The organism is Rhodoplanes sp. SY1, from assembly GCF_046000175.1.
In the GTDB taxonomy this organism is placed as follows: domain Bacteria; phylum Pseudomonadota; class Alphaproteobacteria; order Rhizobiales; family Xanthobacteraceae; genus Rhodoplanes.
This window is the reverse complement of the sequence record NZ_JBEOMB010000074.1, coordinates 1-21685: the sequence shown is the minus strand read 5'-3', so window position 1 is coordinate 21685 and position 21685 is coordinate 1. Positions and strand designations below refer to the sequence as shown.

General features: G+C 70.4%; 21 protein-coding genes. 7 read left to right on the top strand and 14 right to left on the bottom strand.

Annotated elements, in window-relative coordinates:
- Window positions 1-743: S-methyl-5'-thioadenosine phosphorylase (locus ABTU92_RS19280; protein WP_408093258.1), on the bottom strand; the 743-nt coding region annotated here is incomplete at its 3' end.
- Between the two features lie 236 nt (window positions 744-979).
- On the opposite strand from ABTU92_RS19280, the gene proC reads away from it, so the two are divergent.
- The 3 genes from proC (at window position 980) to ABTU92_RS19265 (ending at window position 3156) form a co-directional block, all read left to right on the top strand.
- Entirely contained in the window at window positions 980-1855 is an 876-nt protein-coding gene (gene proC, locus ABTU92_RS19275) for a pyrroline-5-carboxylate reductase (protein ID WP_408093257.1), read from the top strand.
- A gap of 110 nt (window positions 1856-1965) precedes the next feature.
- Window positions 1966-2736, top strand: a complete 771-nt coding sequence (locus tag ABTU92_RS19270) for a TetR/AcrR family transcriptional regulator (protein ID WP_408093256.1) — start codon at window positions 1966-1968, stop codon at window positions 2734-2736.
- 42 nt (window positions 2737-2778) lie between these two features.
- Window positions 2779-3156 (top strand): hypothetical protein, encoded by a 378-nt coding sequence (locus ABTU92_RS19265; protein ID WP_408093255.1) that lies wholly within the window; start codon window positions 2779-2781, stop codon window positions 3154-3156.
- Window positions 3157-3255: 99 nt separating this feature from the next.
- On the opposite strand, the gene ABTU92_RS19260 is transcribed toward ABTU92_RS19265, so the two are convergent.
- Together ABTU92_RS19260 and ABTU92_RS19255 are read right to left on the bottom strand one after the other, a co-directional pair.
- A complete protein-coding gene (locus ABTU92_RS19260; RefSeq protein WP_408093254.1) occupies window positions 3256-4563 on the bottom strand; it encodes a dicarboxylate/amino acid:cation symporter in 1308 nt (435 codons plus the stop codon).
- 293 nt (window positions 4564-4856) lie between these two features.
- Window positions 4857-5609, bottom strand: a complete 753-nt coding sequence (locus tag ABTU92_RS19255) for an MBL fold metallo-hydrolase (protein ID WP_408093253.1) — start codon at window positions 5607-5609, stop codon at window positions 4857-4859.
- Window positions 5610-5739: 130 nt separating this feature from the next.
- Here ABTU92_RS19255 and ABTU92_RS19250 point away from each other — a divergent pair, with 130 nt between their 5' ends.
- A complete protein-coding gene (locus ABTU92_RS19250) occupies window positions 5740-6315 on the top strand; it encodes a TetR/AcrR family transcriptional regulator (protein ID WP_408093252.1) in 576 nt (191 codons plus the stop codon).
- Window positions 6316-6432: 117 nt separating this feature from the next.
- Complete coding sequence (locus tag ABTU92_RS19245; protein ID WP_408093251.1) at window positions 6433-6954, top strand: REP-associated tyrosine transposase; 522 nt, start codon at window positions 6433-6435, stop codon at window positions 6952-6954.
- Window positions 6955-7040: 86 nt separating this feature from the next.
- Here ABTU92_RS19245 and ABTU92_RS19240 read toward each other — a convergent pair whose 3' ends face one another.
- From ABTU92_RS19240 to ABTU92_RS19230, 3 genes are all read right to left on the bottom strand, one after another.
- Window positions 7041-8429 carry an ATP-binding protein gene (locus ABTU92_RS19240; protein WP_408093250.1) on the bottom strand — a complete coding sequence of 463 codons (1389 nt, stop codon included), beginning with the start codon at window positions 8427-8429 and terminating at the stop codon, window positions 7041-7043.
- 160 nt (window positions 8430-8589) lie between these two features.
- Entirely contained in the window at window positions 8590-9312 is a 723-nt protein-coding gene (locus ABTU92_RS19235; RefSeq protein WP_408093249.1) for a response regulator, read from the bottom strand.
- A gap of 13 nt (window positions 9313-9325) precedes the next feature.
- On the bottom strand, window positions 9326-9871 hold the full coding sequence (locus tag ABTU92_RS19230) for a MarR family winged helix-turn-helix transcriptional regulator (RefSeq protein WP_408093259.1): 546 nt from the start codon (window positions 9869-9871) through the stop codon (window positions 9326-9328).
- Between the two features lie 260 nt (window positions 9872-10131).
- Between ABTU92_RS19230 and ABTU92_RS19225 the strand changes: the two genes are divergently transcribed.
- Window positions 10132-11022: a branched-chain amino acid aminotransferase gene (locus ABTU92_RS19225; RefSeq protein ID WP_408093248.1), complete on the top strand. Its 891-nt coding sequence runs from the start codon at window positions 10132-10134 to the stop codon at window positions 11020-11022.
- 200 nt (window positions 11023-11222) lie between these two features.
- Here ABTU92_RS19225 and ABTU92_RS19220 read toward each other — a convergent pair whose 3' ends face one another.
- The 6 genes from ABTU92_RS19220 to ABTU92_RS19195 all read right to left on the bottom strand — a co-directional run bounded on the left by ABTU92_RS19220 (window position 11223) and on the right by ABTU92_RS19195 (window position 18193).
- Window positions 11223-13088: a potassium transporter Kup gene (locus ABTU92_RS19220; protein ID WP_408093247.1), complete on the bottom strand. Its 1866-nt coding sequence runs from the start codon at window positions 13086-13088 to the stop codon at window positions 11223-11225.
- Between the two features lie 333 nt (window positions 13089-13421).
- Window positions 13422-13889: a molybdenum cofactor biosynthesis protein MoaE gene (locus tag ABTU92_RS19215; RefSeq protein WP_408093246.1), complete on the bottom strand. Its 468-nt coding sequence runs from the start codon at window positions 13887-13889 to the stop codon at window positions 13422-13424.
- Window positions 13890-14036: 147 nt separating this feature from the next.
- Complete coding sequence (gene moaD, locus ABTU92_RS19210) at window positions 14037-14288, bottom strand: molybdopterin converting factor subunit 1 (RefSeq protein ID WP_408093245.1); 252 nt, start codon at window positions 14286-14288, stop codon at window positions 14037-14039.
- Between the two features lie 2 nt (window positions 14289-14290).
- Entirely contained in the window at window positions 14291-14923 is a 633-nt protein-coding gene (pgsA, locus tag ABTU92_RS19205) for a CDP-diacylglycerol--glycerol-3-phosphate 3-phosphatidyltransferase (protein ID WP_378476439.1), read from the bottom strand.
- A gap of 52 nt (window positions 14924-14975) precedes the next feature.
- Window positions 14976-17210, bottom strand: coding sequence for an excinuclease ABC subunit UvrC (gene uvrC, locus ABTU92_RS19200; RefSeq protein WP_408093244.1), 2235 nt, complete (start codon window positions 17208-17210; stop codon window positions 14976-14978).
- A 191-nt stretch (window positions 17211-17401) separates the two neighbouring features.
- Window positions 17402-18193: an SDR family oxidoreductase gene (locus tag ABTU92_RS19195; RefSeq protein WP_408093243.1), complete on the bottom strand. Its 792-nt coding sequence runs from the start codon at window positions 18191-18193 to the stop codon at window positions 17402-17404.
- 390 nt (window positions 18194-18583) lie between these two features.
- Between ABTU92_RS19195 and ABTU92_RS19190 the strand changes: the two genes are divergently transcribed.
- Entirely contained in the window at window positions 18584-19198 is a 615-nt protein-coding gene (locus tag ABTU92_RS19190; RefSeq protein ID WP_408093242.1) for an outer membrane protein, read from the top strand.
- Window positions 19199-20249: 1051 nt separating this feature from the next.
- Here the strand turns inward: ABTU92_RS19190 and ABTU92_RS19185 are convergent.
- Both ABTU92_RS19185 and ABTU92_RS19180 read right to left on the bottom strand, forming a co-directional pair.
- On the bottom strand, window positions 20250-20462 hold the full coding sequence (locus ABTU92_RS19185) for a cold-shock protein (protein ID WP_111359998.1): 213 nt from the start codon (window positions 20460-20462) through the stop codon (window positions 20250-20252).
- A gap of 307 nt (window positions 20463-20769) precedes the next feature.
- The coding region (locus tag ABTU92_RS19180; protein WP_408093241.1) for a 23S rRNA (adenine(2030)-N(6))-methyltransferase RlmJ at window positions 20770-21685 on the bottom strand (916 nt) is incomplete at its 5' end.

Sequence of the window (21685 nt, the reverse complement as noted above, 5' to 3'; positions counted from 1 at the left end):
GGGAAGTCGCGGGCGAGCCGCGCCACCAGCCGCTTCGCCTTCTCGGCGTTCTCGCCCAGCACCTTGATGATGTCCTGCACCGTGACGGCGTCGTGGTCGGGGTGCCAGCAGTCGAAGTCGGTCACCATGGCGACGGTCGCGTAGCAAATCTCCGCCTCGCGGGCGAGCTTGGCCTCCGGCATGTTGGTCATGCCGATCACCGAATAACCGAGCTGCTTGTAGGTCATGCTCTCCGCGTAGCTGGAGAACTGCGGCCCTTCCATGCAGACGTAAGTGCCGTCGCGGACCACCGCGATGTCCTCGGCCCGGGCAGCGTCCGCGATGTGGATGCGCAGGCGCGGCGAGACCGGATGCGCCATCGACACATGGGCGACGCAGCCGGTGCCGAAGAACGAGCTCTCGCGCTTGTAGGTTCGATCGACGAACTGGTCGACCAGGACGAAGGTGCCGGGCGGCAGCTCCTGCTTGAACGAGCCGCAGGCCGACAGCGTGACGATGTCGGTGACACCGACGCGCTTGAGGATGTCGATGTTCGCCCGATAGTTGATGTCGGACGGCGAGATGCGGTGGCCCTTGCCGTGGCGCGACAGGAAGACGATCGGCAGGCCGGCGACCTCGCCCATCACGAGCGGGCCGGACGGCTCGCCCCACGGGCTCTCGACCACCTTCTCGACGACGTTCTCCAGTCCCGGCAGGTCGTAGACGCCCGATCCCCCGATGATCCCCAAAACCGCCTTGGCCATGCTCGCCCCGATGTATCGCGCCGCTTGCCGGCGCCAGTAAGTCCCGCGATATCTCGCGTCAATGTTCGTCCTGTCGCCCGGGCGCGCGCGAACTGACGGCTTGCCAAGCGGCCGAGAGTGTCCGATCGAGCGGTCCGGGACCGATGGGGCGGGTTGTGGACGAAGCCCCGGCCGGCGGTCAACGTGTTTCCGGCGCGCCGCCAGTGCCGCCGAATGCCCGAGAGGTTCTTTCAGCCATGCCCCAGCGCAAGCCCGACACCACGCCCGCCGCGACCGCCGCCGGCGGGTCCAAGAGCGTGCTCGGCGGCCTGAGGGGGCCGATCGTGCTGGTCGGGGCCGGCAAGATGGGCGGTGCCCTGCTCGACGGCTGGCTGCGCCTCGGGCTCGATCCGCGCAAGATCGTCGTGCTGGAGCCGCAGCCGTCGCCCGAGATGGCCGCGCAGGCGATCTCGGGGCTGCGGCTCAATCCCGATCCGGCCGGGCTGCGGCCCGAGGCCGTGGTGCTCGCCGTCAAGCCGCAGGTGGCGCCGGCCGCGCTGCCGCCGCTGCAGGGGCTGGCCGCGTCCGGCGCCGTGATGATCTCGATCATGGCCGGCAAGACGCTCGGCTTCCTCGAGCAGGTGTTCGGTCCCGGCACGGCGGCCGTGCGGGCGATGCCCAACACGCCGGCCGCGATCGGCCGCGGCATGACGGTGGCGGTCGCCAACGCGGCCGTGAGCGAGGCCGGGCGGGCGCTCGCCCAGAACCTGCTCGGCGCCACCGGCAAGGTCGACTGGGTCGACGACGAGGGACTGATCGATGCCGTGACGGCGGTGTCGGGCTCGGGGCCGGCCTATGTGTTCCTGCTGGCGGAAAGCCTGGCGCGCGCCGGCATCGCCGCGGGACTCCCGCCGGCCCTCGCGGAGAAGATCGCGCGCGAGACGGTGGCGGGCGCCGGCGAGCTCCTGTTCCGCTCGCCCCAGGACGCCGCGACCTTGCGCCGGAACGTCACCTCGCCGGGCGGCACCACGGCGGCCGCCCTCGACGTGCTGATGGCGACGGACGGCCTCGACCCGCTGATGGAGAAGGCGATCGCCGCCGCCACCCGCCGCTCCCGCGAGCTCGCCGGGTGACGGAATCGGTGTCCGCAGGGGTGAGGCGCCGCGCCGCAGCGCGCCCCTGGCAGCCGCCCCTCCGGGGAATTACATAGTTCGGGAGCCATTTCGAGCCAGAGGAGCAGCCCATGGCGCGCAAGCCCGGTCCCCCCGCGAGCGACGACGGCATCGAGGATACCCCGGAGAGCGGCCGCGAGAGCGGCGGCGCGACCGGCCAGGCCCGCGCCCGCAAGGCCCCGGGCCGCATCGGAACGCCGCGCGGAAAGATGATCGAGGCGTTCATGGCGCTGCTCGCCGAGCAGCCGTGGGAGACGATCGGCTTCGGCGACATCGCGGCCCGGGCCGGCGTCTCCCTCGCCGAGCTGCGCGGCCAGTTCTCCGGCAAGCTCGCGATTCTCGCGGCCCACATCAAGGAGATCGACCGCGAGGTTCTCGACGCCGACCACGACGACATGACCGACGAGCCGACCCGCGAGCGGCTGTTCGACGTGCTGATGCGGCGCTTCGAGGCGCTCGCCCCGTACAAGGACTCGATCCGCTCGCTCCTGCAGTCGGCCCGCACCAACCCGCCGCTGGCGCTCGCGCTCAACAACTTCGCCGTCAACTCCATGCAGTGGATGCTGGCGGGCGCCGAGATCCGCGCCTCCGGCCCGACCGGGCTGATCCGCGCCCAGGGGCTGGCGCTCCTCTATGCCAACGTGATGTCGACCTTCCTGGACGACGACGAGCCCGGCCATGCCCGCACCATGGCGGCGCTCGACCGCGCGCTCGGCCGCGGCCAGCAGCTCACCGGAGTGTTCGACCGGGTGTGCGGCCTGATCCCGGGCTGCGGCAGCCGCCGGCGCACGCGGCCGCCGCGCACGGCCGACCTCGACGGCGACGCCGCCGTCGCGGTGTGATCTCGACCTTGGACTGATCGACCAACGACCCGAGGAGACTCTATGAACCTTCCCCTGCCCGTGGAGCTGTCGCTGACGACGCTTCTCATCATCGCGATCGCCGGCGGCCTCGCCGCCTGGAAGGCAGAGCATGCCGGCGTGGCGCCGGGCTTCGGCCTCTTCGGGGATGCCGTGGTCGGCATCTTCGGCGCCTTCGACGGCGTCTGGGCGCTGCAGGCGAAGTGGGGGGCCGGCACCGGCCCGGCCGCGACCGCCGCGGCGGCCCTGGTCGGCGCCGCCGTGCTGCTGTTCGTCGCCCGCCAGTTCGCGATCTGGTGGAACCGGCCGCGGCCGGCGGCGCGCCCCACCCCGGCCGTCGCGGTCGCCACCGGCCCCCGCCCCGAGCGGCCGGTCGCTCGCGCCGCCCGCGCGGGTCGCTGACCCGAGGCACATCTGATCACGTCGAAAACGAAAGCTCCCCCGGACGGCTGTCCGGGGGAGCTTTTTTATTGTCGCGTCGGCGCGTGCCGCGCGCGGCGATCAGGCGGCCTTCACGGTCGCCTGCTCGTCGTTCAGGGCGGCGAGCGTCTTCTCGTCGACCGAGGCGGTCACCAGCTTGGCGATGACGAGGTCGCCGCCGACATTGAGCGTGGTGCGGCACATGTCGAGGAAGCGGTCGACGCCGAGCACCAGGCCGATGCCCTCCGGCGGGATGCCGACCTGCACCATCACGACGACGATCAGCGGCAGCGCGCCGCCCGGCACGCCGGCCGTGCCGACGCCGGCCAGCATCGACATCAGCACCACGATGACCTGCTGGCCGATCGTGAGATCGATGCCGAACACCTGCGCCAGGAAGATCACGGTGACGCCCTCGAACAGGGCCGAGCCGTTCTGGTTCGCCGACGCCCCGATGGTGAGGACGAAGCGGACGATCTTGGGCGGCAGCTTGAGGACCTTCTCGCCGCAGGCCATGGCGACCGGCAGCGTCGCGTTGGAGGACGCCGTGGTGAAGGCGTAGAGATAGACCTCCTTGCACTGGGCGAAGAAGCGGAACGGATTGGTGCGTGCCACCCCCCAGATGAACAGGGCGTAGACGACGAAGAACTGCAGCAAGAGGCCGATGACGACGACGAGGGCGTAGTAGGCGACGTTGCCGAGGAAGCCGGCGCCCATCCGGTAGGCCGTGTTGAACACGATGCCGAAGATCGCATAGGGCGCGATCACCATGGCGAGCCCGATGATCTTCATGCAGGCCTGGAAGATCGACTCGAGCACCTGCTTGGTCGGATGATCGTCCGACTGGATCACGCGCGAGAGCGCCCAGCCGAAGAACAGCGCGAACACCATCACGGCGACGATCTCGCCCGAGAAGGCGCGGGCGGCCGAGTCGATCGGGTTCTGCGGGAGGAGGTCGACGATGTACTGGTACCAGGGCTTCGCCTGGGTCGCCATGGCGTTCTTCTGGATCGACAGGACGCCGGCGTTCTGAGCGAGCGCCACCTTGTCGAAGACCAGGCCGGCGCCGGGCTTGAGGATGTTGGTGAGCACCACGGCGATGATCACCGACGTGCCGCTCAGCAGGATGGTGAAGAGGAGCGACCGCCCGGCGACCTTGCCGAGGCCGGCGCCCTTGCCGAGCTCCATGGTGCCGAGCATCAGGGCCGACAGGATCAGCGGCACCACCACCATGAAGATCAGGCGCAGGAAGGTCGCGCCGATGAAGGTCATGACCTCGCTGAACGTGGTCATGACCGGGAAGTCCTTGGCCGGCAGCCAGTAATAGCCGATCAGGCCGAACGTCACGCCGAGGACGAACCCCAGCAACAGCTTGTCGTGCTGCTTCATCGTGCTCTCCAATGGGTCGGGCGCGGCGAGGACGACGGCCGGTGCGGGAGAGCGGATGGTCGTTCGCGTATGCCTAGCCCAAATGACGTGCACGCTGCACGGAAAACGAGCGTAGTGCCACGGATTGATTCGGAATCTGCATACCGGACATGCAGGCTAAGGCGATCGGGCTGGTACCGACGTCCCCCCTTCGCGTGCGCGGCCCGAAGTTCGGCAGGGGCACTCGCCCCCTCCGACGTCCCGGCCGATTCGGGCCGCCGGGACGCCGAGCACCGGGACGTCGGGCCGCGGCCTCACGCGGCGAGCGGCCGGAGCGCCTCGGCGAGCTCAGCCGAGAGGCGGCGGTCGTAGTCGTCGGCGAGGGCCCGCAGGGCGGCGGCGCCGTCGCCCGTGAAGGACGGCCCGTGCATGAGGGCGAGCGTGCGCGGCGCGAGCCCGGCGAGGCTGCGGATCGTGCGGCCCATGCCGGGGGCGAGCGCGGCGTAGCGGAACATGTCCTCGGCGACGATCGCAGGTCCGACGATGTCGCCGTCGGTGACGGCGCGGTCGTCGCCGAGCTGGGTGAACAGGTCGCCGCACAGCAGCGTGCCGGTCGTCTCCTCGAACAGCACGCCGGCGTCCCAGCCGTGCGGGGTGTGCGGCGTGTCGATGAAGCGCACGCGCTTGCCGCCGAGGTCGATCACCTCGCCGTCGGCGAGCACGCACGGCGGCCGATCGGAAAAATCGTTCAGCGACACCAGGCAGCCGGTCTGCCCGTGCGCCGCGGTCGCCTGCGGCGCCACCGCGAGCCACTCGTTCATTGCGCCGCACTCGTCGGCCTCGAAATGGCCGTACGCGATCCAGCGCAGCCGCTCCGGCGGCAGGATGCGGGCGAGCGCCGCGCGGTTGAGCCCGAACATCTTGCGCAGGCCCGTGTGGAACATCAGCGGCTCGTCGCCGAGGACGAGGAACTGGTTGAACGTGAAGCCGGCCGGCGGCGCGATATCCGGCACATAGGTCGACAGCCGGTAGATGCCGTCGGCGATCTCGGTGATGCGGGTCTCCATGGTCGTCTCCTTCGATTCGATCGTTCCCCGCCCCGTGGACTTTCGCCTCTTTTGGGTGCACAAGCTCGTGTATCGAACTTTGCTGCACCTGTCAATATTGACTGCACGACATCGTGCACTGGAATCGCGAATGGCCCGTCCCTACACGCTCAAGCGCCGCGCCGAGCAGCAGGCCCAGACGCGCCTGCGCATCGTCGAGGCGGCGGTCGACCTGCACGGCAGCGTCGGCCCGGCCCAGACCACGTTCAGCATGGTGGCGGAGCGCGCCGGCGTGCAGCGCCACACGCTCTATGCCCACTTTCCCGACGAGCGCAGCCTGCTCCTCGCCTGCTCCGGCCTGACCATGGAGCGCGATCCCCTGCCCGACGCGACGCCGTGGGCGACGATCGCCGACCGGCGGGAGCGGCTGCGCACCGGCCTCGCGGCGCTCTACGAGTGGTACGGGCGCAACGCGGCGCTGGCCGCCTGCGTGCTGCGCGACGCCGAGCATCACGCCCTCACCCGGGAGGTCACCGAATTGCGCCTGGGGCCCCCGATGGCGACCTGCCGGACCGTGCTCGGCGACGGCCTCACCCAGACCCAGCAGGCGATGCTGGCGCTGGCGCTGAGTTTCTTCACCTGGCGCACTCTTACGCGCGACTCCGGGCTCGCAACCGACGTCGCCGTCGACGCCATGGTCGCGGCGATCGAGGGGGCGGCACCGTAGCCCGCATGGAGCGCAGCGGAATGCGGGACCCGGCACGAGCCGCCGCTCCCGCATTCCGCCCTGCGGGCTGCATGCGGGCTACTATGATCGGCACGCGCCGCGTCGACGGGGGCCCCCATGGTCCGTTACCGAAGGAATTTCGTTCCCGGCGGAACCTACTTCTTCACCGTGACGCTGGCCGACCGGAGCTCGACGGCGCTGGTCGACCATGTCGATCTGCTCCGTTCCTCGTTCAGGCACGCACGCCGGGAACGGCCGTTCGGGGTCGAGGCGATCGTGATTCTGCCCGACCACCTGCATGTGATCATGACCTTGCCGGACGGGGACACGGACTTTCCAGGGCGCTGGCGCCGGATCAAGTCGCTGTTCTCGCACGGGCTCGCGACGCGACTCCCGCTGCGTCCCGACACGCGCGGTCGGTACGGGATCTGGCAGCGCCGATTCTGGGAGCACACCATCCGGGACGACGACGATCTCGTCCGGCACGTCGACTACGTGCACATCAACCCGGTGAAGCACGGCTATGTGGGCCGTGTCCGCGACTGGCCGTATTCGTCGTTCCACCGCTACGTCCGCGATGGGCTCCTCCCGCTCGACTGGGCCGGCGATGCGGAGCCGGGAGCCTATGGCGAGCGGTGAGGCGCAGCCGACGACGGGCATCACGCGAGGCGCCCTTCCCGCATTCCGCCCTGCGGGCTCCATGCGGGCTACGTGGACGCCCGCCCTCACACCGGGATCCGCACCGTCGCCCTCAATCCGCCGAGCGGGCTGTCGCCCAGCGTGATGTCGCCGCCGTGGGAGCGGACGATGTCGCGGGCGATCGCGAGACCCAATCCGGTGCCGCCCTCGTCCTGGTTGCGGGCATCGTCGAGGCGCAGGAACGGCTTGAAGACTTCCTCACGCTGATGCGCCGGGATGCCGGGGCCGTCGTCGTCGACCGTGACGGTGAGCCAGCGGTGGTCGCGATGGCCCGTGATGGCGATCTCGCCGGCGTAGCGCGCCGCGTTCGACACCAGATTGGCGAGGCAGCGGCGGAACGCGTAGGGCCGCACCGTCACCACCGGATGGCCGTGGAAGGCGACGCTGGTGCGGTGGCCGCCGCGCTCGGCGTCGGCCTTCAGCTCGTCGAGGAAGGCCGCCATGTCGGTCGGCTCCGCCTGCTCGCCGGAATCGCCGCGGGCGAAGGCCAGATAGGCCTCGACCATGCGGGCCATCTCGTCGACGTCCTTCTTGAGCGGATCGAAGTCCGGCCCGTCGCCGAGCAGCGCCAGCTCGAGCTTGAACCGCGTCAGCACGGTGCGCAGGTCGTGCGAGACACCGGCCAGCATCGTCGTGCGCTGCTCGATGGCACGCTCGACGCGGCGCTTCATCTCGATGAAGGCGAGCGCGGCGCGGCGCACCTCCTGGGCGCCGCGCGGCCCGAAATTCGGCACGTCGCGGCCCTTGCCGAAGCTCTCGACCGCCTCGGTGAGCTTGAGGATCGGGCGGATCTGGTTGCGCAGGAACAGGATCGCGATGGTGATCAGCACCAGCGAGGTGCCGACCATCCAGAGGAGGAAGATCTCGGAGTTCGACGCATAGGCGGCGTTGCGGCGCGCGAAGACGCGCAGCACGTTGCGGTCGAGCTGGATGCGGATCTCGACCAGCGACGAGCGCCCCACCGTGTCGATCCAGAACGGCCGGCCGATCTGCAGGCTGATCTCGCGCGACAGCGCCTGGTCGAGCAGCGAGAAGAACGGTTTCGGGCCGACCGGCGGCAGCGCCGTGCCAGGCAGCACGTCGACCACGAGGCCGAGCCGCTGCTGGGCGATGCGGCGCAGCGTCGTGTAGTCGGCGTCCTGCGGGTAGGACTGGTAGATGTCGATCAGCGCCGCGATGTCCTGCGTCACGGCGGCGGAGAGACGGCGCGTCACCGTGTTCCAGTGGCGCTCCATGAACACGAAGGCGACGACCGACTGGAGGATCACCATCGGGGCGATGATGATCAGCAGCGTGCGGGCGTAGAGGCGCGTCGGCAGGACGCCCTTGAACAGACGTCCGATGCGGTGCCACACCGCGGCGACCCGGCCGGCCGCGCTGCGCATCCGCGCGAGGCCGACGTCGATGGTGGTCATGGGACGAGCCTGCGCACGCGGCTCGTAGCGCAATTCGTCATTCCGGGCCGGCCCGCAACGCCGGACCCGGAATCCAGCCGAGCATTCCGAACATGGCGCTGGATTCCGGGTTCGCGCCTTCGGCGCGCCCCGGAATGACAGACGTAAGGCCCGCTCCTGATCACGTCACCACCAGGCGGTAGCCGAGGCCGCGGACGGTCTGGATCAGCAGCGGGTTGGCCGGGTCGGTCTCGATCTTGCGGCGCAGGCGGTTGACCTGCACGTCGACGGCGCGCTCGCCCGCCGCGGCGCCGCCGCCGGCGAGCGCGAGGCGCGTGACCGTGTCGCCCGGCACGGCGGCGAGCAGGCGCAGCATCTCGCGCTCGCGGTCGGTGAGGTGGACGATCTCGTCGCCCTTCTTCAGCTCGCCGCGGCCGAGATCGAACACGAAGGGGCCGAAGCGCACCTGCTCGGGCGGCGCCGCCGGCGCCGGCGTCTGGGTCCGCCGCAGGATCGAGGCGACGCGCAGCGACAGCTCGCGCGGCTCGAACGGCTTCACCACGTAGTCGTCGGCGCCGATCTCGAGCCCGGTGATGCGATCCTGCTTCTCGGCCCGCGCGGTGAGCATCAGGATCGGCACGCTCGACGTCGCCCGGATCGAGCGGGCGAGGTCGAAGCCGGTCTCGCCCGGCATCATCACGTCGAGGATCAGGAGATCGAAGAATAGCCCGCCGAGTTTTGCGCGCGCATCGGCGGCCGACTCGGCGGTCGTGACGCGATAGCCCTCGGCCGTGAGATAGCGCGACAGCAGCATGCGGATGCGGCGATCGTCGTCGACGACCAGCAGATGCGGCGCGTCGTCCGGAAGCGCCGACGGCTGGTCGCTCGGCTGCGGCTCGGTCATCCCGCTCTCCCGCTCAGCGCCGGTCCGGCACGCCCGTCGCCCGGTCGACGAAGTGCAGCGCCTCCTCGCGCCCGGAGGCGTCGATCATGCCGACCAGGAAGCGGCGCGCCAGCGCATGGCCATCGGGGCCGAGGTCGGCCAGCGCACGCCTGATCCGGCGGGTCTGCTGGGTGGCGAGCTTCAAGGCCAGCGCCTCGCCCTTGGCCGTGGCGAACAGGCGGCGCTGTCGGCGGTCGGTCTCGCCTTCCCGCTGCTCGACGAAGCCGTCGTCGACGAGCTGCTTGAGCACCCGGGCGAGCGACTGCTTGGTGATGCGCAGGATGTCGAGCAGCTCGGCGACCTTCAGGCCGGGGTTGCGGGTGACGAAATGGAGCACCCGGTGGTGCGCCCGGCCGAACCCGAAGGTCGCCAGCACGCTGTCGGGGTCGGCGACGAAGTCCCTGTACGCAAAGTACAAAAGCTCGATCACGTCCCAGATGGGCAGGTCCGGCGCAGCCGCCGTGCCGGCATCCATGCCAAGCGGGCGGGGCGGCGTTGCTCGGACATTTATGTCAGCCATGTTGACATATTTCGGTTTGATTGTTACTTCCATGCGCGGGTTGGCGAAACGATCGTGCTCGCGCGACCCGGTTGCCACGGTTGCCAGGCCGGTCCCGGCGCGGTCTGATGAACGCGCGAACCATATCGGGACTCCCGGCACGACGCAAAGCAACGGCACGACCACGGCGCATCCCCGCGCCGACACAGACGACGGCGCGCGCGGCGCGCCGACCGACCGATGCAGGGCGCGCCCGGCGCGCCGAATTCAGGAGAGCTGCCATGGGCATTTCATTCGACAAGTTCGACGGGGTCATCTGGTACGACGGCAAGCTGGTGCCGTGGACCGAGGCGACCCTCCACGTGCTCTCCCATGGCCTTCACTACGCGAGCGCCGTGTTCGAGGGCGAACGCTGCTACGGCGGCGAGATCTTCAAGTGCACGCCGCACTCGGAGCGCCTGCGACGCTCCGCCGGCATCCTCGACTTCGAGATCCCGTGGTCGGTCGCCGAGATCGACGCGGCCAAGCGCCTGGTCATCGAGAAGAACGGCTTCCGCGACGCCTATGTGCGGCCGATCGCCTGGCGCGGCTCGGAGATGATGGGCGTGTCGGCGCAGACCAACACGATCCACCTCGCGATCGCCGCCTGGCAGTGGCCGAGCTACTTCAATCCGGAGGAGCGGCTGAAGGGCATCCGGCTCGATCTCGCCGAGTATCGTCGGCCCGATCCGAAGACGGCGCCGTCGACCGCCAAGGCGGCCGGCCTCTACATGATCTGCACGATCAGCAAGCATCGGGCGGAGCGGCGCGGCTATGCCGACGCCATGATGCTCGACTGGCAGGGCCGCGTCGCCGAGTGCACGGGCGCCAACATCTTCTTCACCAAGGACGGCGTCATCCACACGCCGACCGCCGACTGCTTCCTCGACGGCCTCACCCGCCAGACCGTGATCGAGCTGGCGAAGCGCCGCGGGATCGAGGTGGTCGAGCGCCGCATCATGCCGGAGGAGCTGACCGGCTTCACCGAGTGCTTCATCACCGGCTCGGCCGCCGAGGTGACGGCGGTCGCCGAGATCGCCGACTGGACGTTCACGCCCGGTCAGATCACCAAGCAGCTCATGGACGACTACACGGCCGAGACCCAGCCCAAGGGCGCCGCCGCGGCGGCGTGAGGCGGGGCGACGCGCTCTCTCCTTTCACCTCTCCCCGCGCGCGGGGAGAGGTCGATATTCGCGCGTCAGCGCGGATGTCGGGTGGGGGGGCGTCGCCGCGAGTCTGAGCATTACGGACCCCCCCCTCACCCGACTCGGACCTCCGGTCCGAGCCACCCTCCCCCGCGCAGCGGGGAGAGGGATCTACGGCGCCGCTTCCCTCAAATCTCCAGCTGCGTCCCCAGCTCCACGACCCGCTCGGTCGGAATCTTGAAGAACACCGTCGCGCGCGTCGCGTTCAGCGCCATGAAGGCGAACAGGCGCTCGCGCCACACCGCCATGCCGGGCTGCAGGCTCGGCACGATGGTGTCGCGGCTGAGGAAATACGACGTCTTCATCGGGTCGAGGACGACGCCCTTGTCGGCGAGGCCGGCGAGCGCCGCCGGCACGTCGGGCGTCTCCATGAAGCCGAAGCGGATCAGGATCCGCCAGAAGCCGTCGCCGAGCGTCGTCACGGTGCCGCGCTCCGCCTCCGCCACATAGGGCGAATCCGCCGTCTTCACGGTCACCAGCATCACCCGCTCGTGGACGGTCTGGTTGTGCTTGACGTTGTGCAGGAGCGCCGCCGGCACGCCGTCGGACGTCGAGGTCATGAACACGGCCGTGCCCTTGGCGCGCGAGATGTCGGGCCCGAGCGAGCGCATCACGGCGTCGAGCGGCACCGACTGGCGGGTGAGCTGGTTGCGCACCAGCTCGCGGCCGCGCCGCCAGGTGGTCAGCACCGTGAACGACAGGAAGGCGATGAACAGCGAGAACCAGCCGCCCTGCGTCACCTTGATGAAGTTCGCCGAGAAGAAGGCGACGTCGACCAGCAGCAGGCCGCCGATCAGCAGCACCACCAGCAGGCGCGGCCACTTCCACAGATACAGCATCACGAAGGCGACCAGGATGGTGTCGATCATCATGGTGCCGGTGACGGCGATGCCGTAGGCGGCGGCGAGATTGCTCGACGACTGGAAGCCGACGACGAGCGCGATGACGGCGACCACCAGCGTCCAGTTGGTGAAGGGCACGTAGATCTGCCCCTCCTCGGCCCCCGAGGTGTGGACGATGGTCATGCGCGGCAGGAGACCGAGCTGCACGGCCTGCCGGGCGACCGAGAAGGCGCCGGAGATCACGGCCTGCGAGGCGATCACGGTGGCGAGCGTCGCGAGGATGATCAGCGGCGGCACGGCCCAGTCCGGCACCAGCTTATAGAACGGGTTCGTCACCGCGGCCGGATTGTCGAGCAGCAGCGCGCCCTGCCCCAGATAGTTCAGCATCAGGGCCGGCATGACGAACGTGAACCAGGTGAGCCGGATCGGAAACCGGCCGAAATGGCCCATGTCGGTGTACAGCGCCTCGCCGCCCGTGACGGCGAGCACCACGGTGCCGAGGGCGAAGAAGCCGGCGAGCGGGTGGCCGATGACGAAGGCGGCCGCATAGCCGGGCGACAGTGCGGCGAGCACGCCCGGATGCGCCAGGATATTGATCACGCCGAGCACGGCCAGCACGGCGAACCAGACCAGCATGATCGGGCCGAACAGCATCCCGACCGCGCCGGTGCCCTTCTTCTGCAGCACGAACAGCCCGGCCAGCACCACGGCCGTGACCGGCACCACGACGGATTCGAGCTCGGGCGCGATCACCTCCAGGCCCTCGACGGCGCTGAGCACCGAGATGGCCGGCGTGATCATACTGTCGCCGTAGAACAGCGCCGCCGCGAAGATACCGAGCAGCATCAAGGGGCGCGAGACCCGCATGCCGCGGGTCAGATCCGTCACCAGGGCCAGCAGCGCCAGGCTGCCGCCCTCGCCGTGGTTGTCGGCCCGCATGATGATCAGGACGTACTTGACCGTGACGAGCAGCATCACGGTCCAGAACACCAGCGACAGCACGCCGAACACGTTCTCGGGCGTGACGGGAATCGGATGGTGCCCGGCGAAGGTCTCGCGCAGGGCGTAGAGCGGGCTGGTGCCGATGTCGCCGTACACGACGCCCAGCGCCCCGAGGAGCAGCCCGGCCAGCTTCCGCCTGTCGTCGCTCATGACGGCCCCCCGTTGCGGCCATCTGAGCCTTATTGCACCGCAACACCTTGACGTGCGTCAACCACCGGCTTCGCGCTGCGGCGGGGCGGGCAGGGGCCGCGTTCCTCTTTCCCCGCGCGCGGACGCCGCGGATGGCGCGGCGCCTCACCTCTCCCCGCCGCGCGGGGAGAGGTCGACATTCGCGCGTCCAGCGCGGATGTCGGGTGAGGGGGCGTCGCCGCGAGTGTGAGCTTTACGGAAGCGCCCCCTCACCCGACTCGCCTCTTCGAGGCGAGCCACCCTCTCCCCGCACAGCGGGGAGAGGGAACAAGGCGCGGGTCGCGACGCTGCGCCCTACGTCCCCCCCGCCCCGCCTTCCCAGCGGGCCGCGGCGGTGTCGTCGACGTCCTTGGCGGCGACCCAGCCGGTCTCGCCCGGGCGCTCCTCCTTCTTCCAGAAGGGGGCGCGGGTCTTGAGGAAGTCCATCAGGAACTCGGCCGCCGCAAAGGCGTCGGACCGGTGCGACGATGCGGTGACGACCAGCACGATGTCGTCGCCCGGCACCAGGCGGCCGAACCGGTGGATCACGGTGACGCCCAGCAGCGGCCAGCGCGCCTCGGCCTCCGCGACGTGGCGCGCGATCTCGGCCTCGGCCATTCCGGGGTAGTGCTCGAGCGTCAGCGCCGCGACCGGCCGGCCGTCGTCGGCGCCGCGGCAGATTCCCGTGAAGGTAACGACCGCGCCGATGTCGGTGCGCCCGGCCGTCAGCGACTTCGCCTCGGCGGCGGCGTCGAAGGGCTCGCGCTGGATGCGGACGGTCATGAGTGACACCTCGGTGCGAACGGTGTGCTCGGGCCGCCCCCCGACCTCCGCTCATTCCCGCGAAAGCGGAAATCCAGAGCGGCGAGTACGGCGCTGGTGCCCTGGGTCCCCGCCTTCGCGGGGACGAGCGGAGCGCGGCGTGTGCCCTCACCCGCCGGTCATCGGGGGGAAGAAGGCGATCTCGCGGGCGCCGGCGATCGGGGTCTCGGGCCGGGCATGGGCCTGGTCGAGGGCGGCGCGGATGACGCGGCGGTTCTCGAAGGCATGGGCGTACTCCTCGCCGCGGCCGGCGAGCCAGTCCATCAGCGCGCCGACGGTCGCGACCTCGGCCGGCGGATCGATCTCCTCCTCGGCCCGTCCGACCCGCTCGCGCACCCAGGCGAAGTACAGGACCTTCATGGTCACTCGTCGATCAGATGATGCAGGCCGGCGCGGAAATAGTCGTAGCCGGTGTAGAGGGTCAGCAGCGCCGACACCCACAAGAGCGTCAGCCCCGTGAAGGTGACGACCGGAAATCCGAGATAGGCCGTGGAGGCAGCCCAGTCGTCGCCGGCGTCGCCGGCGAGCAGGAACCCGATCGCGACGAGCTGCAGCACGGTCTTCCACTTGGCGAGCCGGGTCACCGGCACCGGGACCTGCAGCTCGGCCAGGTACTCGCGCAGGCCCGAGACCAGGATCTCGCGGCACAGGATGATGATGGCGGCCCACAGCGACCAGCCGTAGATGGTGTGGTCGGCCGCCAGCATCAGCAGGCAGGACGACACCAGGAGCTTGTCGGCGATCGGGTCGAGCATGCGGCCGAAGCTCGACTGCTGGCCCCAGCTCCGCGCCAGCCAGCCGTCGAAGAAGTCCGTGACAGCGGCCGTGACATAGAGGGCGAGGGCGACCCAGCGCAGCCAGACACCGCCCTCCAGGATGATCTGGCCGTACATGCAGGCGACGACCAGCGGCACCGCGGCGATCCGCCCGTAGGTGAGCAGATTCGGCAGCGAATAGGGCCGGGCCGGCAGGGGGCGCGAGGTCGCGATGTCCATGGGGCGAAAGATAACCTGTGCCGTCGTCCTCTAACAGCCTCCGCGGCGCAGGTCAGCCTCGGCCGGCCGAATCGTGGAAAAAATCGTAGATCCGCCGCGCCGTCTCGTCGCTGATTCCCGGCACATGCGCGAGGTCGGCCGGCGCGGCGCGCTCGATCGCCTTGAGGGTGCCGAAATGGCGCAGGAGCGCCCGCTTGCGGGCCGGCCCGACGCCCGGGATCTCCTGCAGCCCGGCCTCGCGGATGTCGCGCTTGCGCCGCGCCCGGTGCGAGCCGATGGCGAACCGGTGCGCCTCGTCGCGCAGCCGCTGAACGAAATAGAGCACCGGGTCGCGAGGCGCGAGGCGGAACGGCTCCCGCCCGGCCATGTGGAAGTGCTCGCGCCCGGCGTCGCGGTCCGGCCCCTTGGCGATCGAGACGAGCGGCACGGTGGTAAGGCCCAGCGCCGCCAAGGTCGCGGCGGCAGCGGCGAGCTGCCCCGGCCCGCCGTCGATGATCACGAGATCCGGCCACGGCGATTCGGCCGGCTCGCCGTCGGGATCGGCGGGCGCCGGCTCGTTTACCTCTCCCCGCGCGCGGGGAGAGGTCGGATTCGGCGCGTCCAGCGCCGAATCCGGGTGAGGGGGCGCCTCCGTATCCACGAGAGGCCCCCTCACCCGTCTCGCCTCTTCGAGGCGAGCGCCCCTCTCCCCGCGCGCGGGGAGAGGGGCAGCCGGCGCCGCGGTCACCTCAGGGGCATCTCCGTCGCCGACCTCCAAGTCCGCGACCGCCTCCGCCCTCCCCTCCCCCAGGAGCCGCTTGAAGCGGCGCTCCAGCACCTCGCGCATCATGCCGTAGTCGTCGCCGGGGGCGAGGTCGGCGGAGCGGATGTTGAACTTGCGGTACTGGCTCTTGCGGAACCCCTCCGGCCCCGCCACCACCATGACGCCGACCGGGTTGGAGCCCTGGATGTGGCTGTTGTCGTAGACCTCGACCCGCCGCGGCATCTTCGGCAGCCCGAACGTCTCGGCCAGCGCCTCCAGCAGGCGCTGCTGCGACGCCGTCTCGGCGAGCTTGCGCCCCAGCGCCTCGCGGGCGTTGGACGCCGCGTGGTCGACCAGGTCCTTCTTCTCGCCGCGGCGCGGCACGCTCACCTCGACCTTGCGGCCCGCCTTGAGCGACAGGGCCTCGGCGAGCAGCCGGCACTCCTCGACGTCGTGGGAGAGCAGCACCAGCCGCGGGACCGGCTTGTCGTCGTAGAACTGCGCCAGGAAGGCGGCGAGCACGGCCTCCGGCGAGAGGGTGCGGTCGGCCTTGGGGAAATAGGCGCGGTTGCCCCAGTTCTGGCCGGCCCGGAAGAAGAACACCTCGACGCAGGAGAAGCCGCCCTCCTGGTGGATGGCGAAGACGTCCGCCTCCTCGACGCCGCGCGGATTGATGCCCTGGTGCGACTGCACGGCCGCCATCGCGGCGAGGCGGTCGCGGAGCACGGCGGCGCGCTCGAAGTCGAGGTCGGCCGCCGCCGCCTCCATCTCGGTCGCCAGCTCCTCCTTCACGGCCCGGCTCTTGCCGGACAGGAACGCCTTCGCCTCGCCGACCAGCACGGCGTAGTCGGCGGGCGCGATCTCGCCCGTGCAGGGCGCCGCGCAGCGCTTGATCTGGTGCAGCAGGCACGGCCGGGTGCGGCTCTCGTAGACGGCGTCCGTGCAGGAGCGCAGCAGGAACGCCCGCTGCAGCGCCGTGATGGTGCGGTTGACGGCGGTCACGGCGGCGAACGGGCCGAAATACTCGCCCTTGCGGTTGCGGGCGCCGCGATGCTTGCAGATCTGCGCCGGCAGCCCGTCCTCCGCGATGAGAATGTAGGGGAACGACTTGTCGTCGCGCAGTAGCACGTTGAAGCGCGGCCGCAGGCGCTTGATCAGGTTCGCCTCGAGCAGCAACGCCTCGGTCTCGGTGGCGGTCGAGACGAACTCCATCGCCACCGTGGCGGCGATCATCCGGGCGATGCGGGCGGACAGGCCGGTCGGCCGCGTATAGGAGACGACGCGGCGGCGGATGTCCTTGGCCTTGCCGACGTAGAGGACCTCGCCGCCCGCCCCGATCATCCGGTAGACGCCGGGTGCCGCCGGCGCGAGCTTGGCGTGCCGCGCGATCACCTCGCGGCCGGCCGCCAGCGTGCCGGCGTCGGCCTCGGACAGCGCCGCCTCGCTCTCCGGATCCGGCAGCTCGGGCAGCGTCGCGTCGGCCTCGTCGTCGGTCTCCGGGCCCGGGTCGAGATCGGGGTCGAGGTTTTGGAGGGACTTCTGCATGGGGGTCATATAGAGCGCCCCGCCCCGCTTGTCCGGAGGCTCGCGGGAGCGGTGGGGAAATGCGGGCGGCTGAACGCGGGCGGCGGCCCCAACTCCGCTCATGCCCGCGCAGGCGGGCGTCCGGGGGTTGCGCGCCGTGTCGCCCCTGCGTCCCCGCCTTCGCGGGGACGAGCGGGTCGAAAGGCCCGCGCCTACTCCTCCACCCCCACGGCGTCCGGGGTCTGCCAGGCGAGGCGCTGGCCGCCGTCGACCGCGATGGTCTCGCCCGTCACGCTGCGGGCACGGGCGAGGTACAGCACCGCGTCGGCGATCTCCTCCGGCGACGGCCCGCGGCCGAGCGGCACGGCGGCGGCCTGGCGGGCGAAGCTGTCGGCATCCTGGCGCGGGCTCGGCAGGGTCGGGCCGGGCGCCACCGCGTTGACCCGAACGGCCGGGGCGAGCGCCTGGGCGAGCGTCGTCGTCGCGGTGTGGAGCGCGCTCTTGCTCAGGCCGTAGGAGAGGAAGCGCGGGGTCGGCTTGTAGACCCTCTGGTCGACGATGTTGACGACCGAGGGGTCGGGCCCCCCCGGCGTCTCGCCCCCCGGCGCCTGCCCGGCGAAGGCCTCGGCGAGAAACACCGGCGCCCGCAAATTGACGGCCATGTGGAGGTCGAACAACGCCCGGTCGAGCCCGCCGATCTCGTCGCGCTCGAAAGTCGAGGCGTTGTTGACGAGCAGCGTCAGCGGCCCGACCGCCGCCACGGCGGCCGGGACGAGGCGCAGCACCGCGGCGTGGTCGGCGAGGTCGGCTACGACCGGGCGGGCAACGCCGCCCGCGGCGGCGATCTCGGCGCACAGGGCGTCCGCCTCACCGGCCGAGCCGCGGGCATGGATCGCGACCGCGTAGCCATTGCGCACGAGCGCCCGGACGATCGCCCGGCCGATGCGCTGCGCCCCCCCGGTGACGAGGGCGGCCTTGCCGGGGGCGGACGGGGGCTGAGGCATCGTCGAGGACACGGGTTCCGGGCGGTATCGGGCGGGGTGAGGAGCCCGGCACTGTGCTGGCTCCCCGCCCACTTTGCAACGGGCCGCCCGGCGGCGCGGGAGCGCCCACCCGGAAGGCCCCGCGCGGCCCGCCCCGCGGGCTCGTCCCGGATCTACGCCGCTTGCGTTAACCAACTGATAGCACGTGTAAACGCCAGGTTAAGCTTAACGGGTGGTGGCTGCCCTCAGGTAAGGAAAGCTTTACTCGAAGGCCGCGATAAATCGAAACACGAAATTATCCATTTTTCGCCTTCGGCCGGTCCTCGCAGACCCAAGATGGCGGGCGACAAGACCCTTCGGGGAGTCGTCCGACCAGGCCGGAACGCCGGGGCGGACGACGTGGAGGCAACGATGAAGAAGACGATCCTCTCGGCCGGACTGATCGCCGCCCTGCTGGCGACGCCGACCGGCGCGGCCGACCTCCGCTACGGCGCCCCCTACCAGCAGCCGCCCCCCTACGCAGCGCCGCAGACCTGGACCGGCGCCTATGTCGGCGTGAACGTCGGCTACCAGTTCGGCTCGGCCGCCTTCAACATGAACCCGAGCGGCTTCGCCGGCGGCGTGCAGGCCGGCTACAACTACCAGATCAACCAGTTCGTCATCGGCGCGGAGACCGACTTCCAGTTCTCGGGCGCCGAGGACACGTTCGCGGCCTACAAGTTCTCCAACCCGTGGTTCGGCACGCTGCGCGGCCGCATCGGCTGGGCGATGAACAACGTCCTGATCTACGGCACCGGCGGCTTCGCCTATGGCGGCGGCGAGGTCGAGTGGCTCGGCTGGTCGCAGACCAAGACGCACACGGGCTGGGCGGCCGGCGCCGGCATCGAGGTGGCGTTCACGCCCAACTGGAGCGCCCGCGCCGAGTATCTCTATGTCGACCTGACCAAGGAGACCTACACCATGGTCGGGCTCACCACCGACATGGAGTCGAGCATCGTCCGGTTCGGGCTGAACTACCGGTTCTGACGCGACGATTCGGATCGGCGCGCGCACGCCCCCCGCTCGCCCGATGACGGAGACGCTCCGGCGCGCCGCGCCGGAGCGTTTCGTGCGTGTGCGGCCTTCGCCCGCACAGGAGCGCGCGGGCGCGACCCGCACATTCGTCGCCTTCGCGAAAAGACCGTGGTCGCAGAGCGATGGCACCGCCGGGGCCGGCTCATCGGACTGGCTCGAAGCGGTTTCCGTCGACGTCGACCCTCACTCCGCTCCGTCCCGCGGCAGCGGACCTCCAGGCGCCATGACCTGCGGCCCGGGATGCCCGCCGTCGTGCTGCGGGATGCACACATCGCGGGCGACGCATGAGAGCGTCAGGCGCGGGCTCGACCCGCGCATCCATCGCCTTCATCGAGCCGCATACAGTCGCAGCGAGACGGGTTGCCGGATCGCGCCCGGCGACGACGGCGGAGGGATCCGTCGCCGTGATCGCCATCATCGAAGCGTCGTGGCGTCTCGAGACCTGTGCATCCCGGAGCGCTGTCGCAGGGCCGAGCGGATATCGTGTCCGATTCATCACGGCAGAAAGCTGCTCCGAAGGCGGCGCACGAGGCGCGGCGCACGAGAAGCGGCGCACGAGAAGCGGCGCAAGTGAAGCGGCGCAAGTAAAGTGGCGCAAGAGCCGTCGGGCGATGCCGTGCCGTGGACCTGATCAGATCGCGGTCTGATCACGTCGTCATCGCCCATCCCGTCGCCATCCCTGAGAACCCTGCCGGCCGAACGGCGGACCGGCGGGCTTCGGATCATCCGGACGGCGCATCGGAGGACACGCCGCACCTGCCACCCCTCGTCGTGTCCGGCTAAATCGTCCGGGCGTGTCGCCGCCGGGACATCTCGTCGCGCGGCCGATCCGGCCTCTCGGGCGGGGGCGATCCGCACCCCGCGCACTGTCGCGACGACCCGTCTCTACGGGCCTTTCCGCCCTGCCGTGCCGCGTGCCGAGCGTGCCGTGTGCTGGGCGTTCCGCGCGCTGAGCGTGCCGCGACCGGAGCTGTCCGGCGCGGCCGGCAGGCACCTCGAGGTGCTACGAGATGACGAGATTGACCGCCTTCGGACCCTTTCCCTTCTTGTCGGGCTCGACGTCGAAGCTGATCCGCTGACCTTCGTTGAGCGACTTCAAGCCCGCCCGCTCGACCGCGGTGATGTGCACGAACACGTCGCGACCGCCGTCGTCGGGCTTGATGAAGCCGTAGCCGCGCTCGCTGTTGAAGAACTTCACGGTACCTGCCATTGCCATCGAGGACACTCCCATCCCCATGCTGCTTCGTCGTCGGCCCTCGTGGCGCGACGGCGTGGCCGGACATTCGTGTTCAGGAAGACGTTGGCATGTCGCGCGTCGGCATCAGCGTTTCGCGGGTCGGCATCGTCGCCTGTCGGCATCCTCGCCTGTCGGCCTCGTCGCCTAGCGCGTCGGCATCACCTTCGGCATCCGCCTAGCCCGCCCTCGTCTCCGGACCGGAGACTGAACGTCAGAGCCCCATCAAACTTTAACATAGAGGCGACGACGCAAAAAGAGGAAGCGGGTCTGATCTGTGAGATCCGTGTCACGTCGCGCCGACGGCGTCGAGACGCGATCCGGCGCCGCGGCCGCGTGACAGCACCGGCACCAGCCAATCGAGCAGAACAGCGAGCTCGTCGGCGAGCCGCCAGGGCGGATTGATCACGAGGAGGCCGGTCGAGCGCAGCCCGTCGCCGTGTCCGCCGACGTCCAACGACACCCGCAAGAGCTTCGGAATGCCCGCCGCAGCGAGGGTTTCGACGAGCGTGTCGGGTCCGCGACGCTCCTTCACCGGATACCAGATCAGATAGACGCCGGTCGGCCATTTGCGCACCGCGTTCACGATGCCGTGTGCGAGACGTTGAAACTCGTCCGGCTGCTCGAACGGCGGATCGATCAGCACGAGGCCGCGGCGCTCCTTCGGCGGAATATAAGCCTTCAGTGCTAGCCAGCCGTCGATCGCCACCGTTTTCGCACGCGCGTCCCGCCCGAGTGCATGTGCGAGAGCGGCCGCCGCGGTCGGCTCGAGCTCGCAGGCGACGAGGCGATCCTGCGGTCTCATCAGTTTCGCGGTGAGCAACGGTGATCCGGGATAACGACGCATCTCCGAGCCGGACAGCATCGTCACGACGTCGAGATAGGGCGCGAGCAGATCGGCGACCGCGGCCGGCTTGGCGGCCGCCTGCACCCGCGCGATGCCGTCGCGCCACTCGCCGGTGCGGTTCGCCTCCGGCCCATCGAGATCGTAGAGCCCGGCGCCCGCATGGGTGTCGATCACCCGGAAGGCCGCGGGTTTCTCCGACAGATGGTGAAGAATGCGGGCGAGCGTCGCGTGCTTGAGCACGTCGGCGAAGTTGCCGGCATGAAAGGCGTGGCGATAGTTCATCGGGGCGTCGACCGGGCGGAGAGGACCGACGGGCGGCGGCCGCCGCGATCGTCGCCGGCGCCGCGCGGCGGCGCCG

What these genes read in the sequence shown, in the direction of transcription:
- proC (WP_408093257.1), top strand. Translation starts at nt 980, where the DNA reads ATGCCCCAGCGCAAGCCCGACACCACGCCCGCCGCGACCGCCGCCGGC.
- ABTU92_RS19270 (WP_408093256.1), top strand. Translation starts at nt 1,966, where the DNA reads ATGGCGCGCAAGCCCGGTCCCCCCGCGAGCGACGACGGCATCGAGGAT.
- ABTU92_RS19265 (WP_408093255.1), top strand. Translation starts at nt 2,779, where the DNA reads ATGAACCTTCCCCTGCCCGTGGAGCTGTCGCTGACGACGCTTCTCATC.
- ABTU92_RS19260 (WP_408093254.1), bottom strand. Translation starts at nt 4,563, where the DNA reads ATGAAGCAGCACGACAAGCTGTTGCTGGGGTTCGTCCTCGGCGTGACG.
- ABTU92_RS19255 (WP_408093253.1), bottom strand. Translation starts at nt 5,609, where the DNA reads ATGGAGACCCGCATCACCGAGATCGCCGACGGCATCTACCGGCTGTCG.
- ABTU92_RS19250 (WP_408093252.1), top strand. Translation starts at nt 5,740, where the DNA reads ATGGCCCGTCCCTACACGCTCAAGCGCCGCGCCGAGCAGCAGGCCCAG.
- ABTU92_RS19245 (WP_408093251.1), top strand. Translation starts at nt 6,433, where the DNA reads ATGGTCCGTTACCGAAGGAATTTCGTTCCCGGCGGAACCTACTTCTTC.
- ABTU92_RS19240 (WP_408093250.1), bottom strand. Translation starts at nt 8,429, where the DNA reads ATGACCACCATCGACGTCGGCCTCGCGCGGATGCGCAGCGCGGCCGGC.
- ABTU92_RS19235 (WP_408093249.1), bottom strand. Translation starts at nt 9,312, where the DNA reads ATGACCGAGCCGCAGCCGAGCGACCAGCCGTCGGCGCTTCCGGACGAC.
- ABTU92_RS19230 (WP_408093259.1), bottom strand. Translation starts at nt 9,871, where the DNA reads ATGGCTGACATAAATGTCCGAGCAACGCCGCCCCGCCCGCTTGGCATG.
- ABTU92_RS19225 (WP_408093248.1), top strand. Translation starts at nt 10,132, where the DNA reads ATGGGCATTTCATTCGACAAGTTCGACGGGGTCATCTGGTACGACGGC.
- ABTU92_RS19220 (WP_408093247.1), bottom strand. Translation starts at nt 13,088, where the DNA reads ATGAGCGACGACAGGCGGAAGCTGGCCGGGCTGCTCCTCGGGGCGCTG.
- ABTU92_RS19215 (WP_408093246.1), bottom strand. Translation starts at nt 13,889, where the DNA reads ATGACCGTCCGCATCCAGCGCGAGCCCTTCGACGCCGCCGCCGAGGCG.
- moaD (WP_408093245.1), bottom strand. Translation starts at nt 14,288, where the DNA reads ATGAAGGTCCTGTACTTCGCCTGGGTGCGCGAGCGGGTCGGACGGGCC.
- pgsA (WP_378476439.1), bottom strand. Translation starts at nt 14,923, where the DNA reads ATGGACATCGCGACCTCGCGCCCCCTGCCGGCCCGGCCCTATTCGCTG.
- uvrC (WP_408093244.1), bottom strand. Translation starts at nt 17,210, where the DNA reads ATGCAGAAGTCCCTCCAAAACCTCGACCCCGATCTCGACCCGGGCCCG.
- ABTU92_RS19195 (WP_408093243.1), bottom strand. Translation starts at nt 18,193, where the DNA reads ATGCCTCAGCCCCCGTCCGCCCCCGGCAAGGCCGCCCTCGTCACCGGG.
- ABTU92_RS19190 (WP_408093242.1), top strand. Translation starts at nt 18,584, where the DNA reads ATGAAGAAGACGATCCTCTCGGCCGGACTGATCGCCGCCCTGCTGGCG.
- ABTU92_RS19185 (WP_111359998.1), bottom strand. Translation starts at nt 20,462, where the DNA reads ATGGCAATGGCAGGTACCGTGAAGTTCTTCAACAGCGAGCGCGGCTAC.